This window comes from Cellvibrio sp., from assembly GCF_053579595.1.
The window spans coordinates 1-2,411 of the sequence record NZ_JBRFPI010000521.1; the positions used below are offsets into that span (position 1 = coordinate 1).

Annotated in this window: 3 protein-coding genes and 1 pseudogene; 1 reads left to right on the forward strand and 3 read right to left on the reverse strand. The window is 47.1% G+C overall.

What is annotated here, in order from left to right:
• Positions 1-225: 225 nt before the first annotated feature.
• Positions 226-879 carry a pyridoxamine 5'-phosphate oxidase family protein gene (locus tag ACWA6V_RS20620; protein ID WP_449524245.1) on the forward strand — a complete coding sequence of 218 codons (654 nt, stop codon included), beginning with the start codon at positions 226-228 and terminating at the stop codon, positions 877-879.
• A 35-nt stretch (positions 880-914) separates the two neighbouring features.
• Here the strand turns inward: ACWA6V_RS20620 and ACWA6V_RS20625 are convergent, their stop codons facing one another.
• The 3 genes and pseudogenes from ACWA6V_RS20625 to ACWA6V_RS20635 form a co-directional block, all read right to left on the reverse strand.
• Complete coding sequence (locus ACWA6V_RS20625) at positions 915-1,763, reverse strand: calcium/sodium antiporter (RefSeq protein WP_449524246.1); 849 nt, start codon at positions 1,761-1,763, stop codon at positions 915-917.
• Positions 1,764-1,797: 34 nt separating this feature from the next.
• Positions 1,798-1,986, reverse strand: a complete 189-nt coding sequence (locus ACWA6V_RS20630; protein ID WP_449524247.1) for a hypothetical protein — start codon at positions 1,984-1,986, stop codon at positions 1,798-1,800.
• Between the two features lie 128 nt (positions 1,987-2,114).
• A pseudogene (locus ACWA6V_RS20635) lies at positions 2,115-2,411 on the reverse strand (cellulase family glycosylhydrolase); the annotation flags it as partial.

A 2,411-nucleotide genomic window follows, 5' to 3' on the forward strand; every position in this document is an offset into this window, starting at 1 on the left:
AAAATAGCATCGCGTAAGCAGTGGTATAAACGGCGCTGCTGTGATTGCTTAACGCCAGATTGTGCTGACTTGTACTGATCGAAAAGCAATTGATAATCCATGTGGCCCTATGAATTTTCGTAAAAGTGGATCTTATTATAGAGCCATCTACGGGTTAAGCTAAACACCTGATCCAGCGCGATTAACCCTAATCATCATTTACGCAAAATCACTACAAGGAACACAATGAACAAACCGTCACACAGCGCTCCATCCGCACGCACACGCATTCGTCGCCTGCCTGAATTAGCGAATTATGAGCGGGTGACGCTTTATGGCATTATCGATCAAGCCTATGTATGCCATATCGCATTTAATGACGGTGAGAGCACGCACTGCATGCCCACAGCCTGTTGGCGCGATGGCGATTATTTATATATTCACGGCTCCAATGGCGGGCGTTTAACAAAAATGCTTTTGGCAAGAGCCCAGGTGTCAATTGCTATCACTCACGTCGATGGCTTGGTACTCGCGCGTTCTGCATTTAGCCACACTATGAATTATCGCTCGGCAGTTATTTATGGAGTATTTGAAGCAGTGGAAGGAAATATAAACAAAATGGCGGCAATGGATGTGTTTATGGACAAAATTGCTGTAGGAAGAAAACACGAAGCCCGTCCCGGGAACGATAAAGAATTAGCAGCGACCAGCGTACTGCGCATTTCGCTCGCAGAGGCAGCAACAAAAATCAGTAACACGAATCCCGTCGATAAAGAGGAAGATCTGAATTTGCCTGTATGGGCTGGGGTTTTACCTATGGCAGTAAAACATGGCGAACCAATCCACGCTAAAAATGGCGCTATTGCAACGCCGGAGTATGTAAAAAATTGGGCGCAATAAGCGCCCAATTTATGTTCTACTTTTCGATCTATTGTTTATACATTTGTTTGCGCACGACGTTTGCGCAAATCCAAAACCAGTGCAATCAACACGTACAAAACCACAACGGGAATTAGTCCGTACATAACCGCCGTTTGCAATTGCGCCAAGTACCCCAGCGACAAAGTCATCGCGATCAATATCCACACGTAAGCAGTGTAGAGCGCGAGAAACAAAAGCCCCTCAATACGATTAAGTACGGCACCGATAAAAAATAACGGCATGCAAAGTACTGCTACGCCCAGCATGACTGGAATATCAAAGTTTGCTAATTGATCGCCCGCGAGCAAGGGGGTGGGTGACACTATGCCGGAAATACCTAACACGCACAGGATATTAAAAATATTGCTGCCCACTACGTTACCGACTGCAATGTCGCGCTGACCTTTTATGGTAGCGACTACAGAGGTCACGAGTTCTGGCAATGAAGTGCCGGCTGCAACAATCGTCAAACCAATCACGGCTTCGTTTATACCCCAAGCAGTGGCAAGTTCTACCGCACTTTGCACCAACCAGCGCGCACCCATGACCAACAGAGCCAGTCCGACAATCACCAGCAACACGTTCTGCCAAAGCGGAACATTAGCTTTAAGCATTTCTTCGACTTCTTCATCAACGACATCAACACCTTTTTGTTTGCCTTGGTAAAACAAAAAGAAGGTGTATGCGAAAAGTCCTCCCGCCAAAAAACCCGCCTCAAGTCGACTGATGCTGCCGTTATATGCCATAAATACAGCCACTGCCGACAAGGCCACCATGATGGGAACATCCTGACGAATAAGCTGACGGGAAATGATCAACGGCGATATAACGGCAGCAAGGCCGAGGATAAAAAGAATATTCATAATGTTACTGCCAACCACATTGGCAATTGCCAACTCAGCCTGGGTAAGCCGCTTTCACGCTGACCGCCAATTCCGGGGCGCTAGTACCAAAAGCAACTACCGTGAGGCCAACCACCAATGCGGGAACACCGAAGTTGGATGCAAGGCGCGCGGCACCTTTTACCAACAAATCGGCACCCATTACTAACAACACCAATCCAACAACTAACAACAACCAGGTCATGTGCGACTCCAACAGGGAAAATTTGTGGTGCGTACCTTACCACAGCCGTTTTACCTTAGGCATACCCTAAAAAAAACCGGAGCCAACTTGCGTCAGCTCCGGGTTTTCGTATCAGAATCACCGATTAATTAATTGCCCCAGAGATCCTTTAACAAAGTGGTTTTGCGCGCATCGAAAGGCAGCCAGGTTCCCCAGCCGGATTCGTTACTAACAGGGTCATAGGAATGACCATACCAGCCATGGGTATCACCCGATTCCGGATTGATAGACCAATAACAAGCCTGGATGTTTTTCTCTTTCATATAGCTAACAAACGCTTGTTGCCATTGCTGATCGACATTGGTGGTAATGTGGTTCCACTTGGTGCGGTCAGAAATACTGCCTTTTTGTGGCCAATCCATATTGCCACCAAATTCTCCGACAAC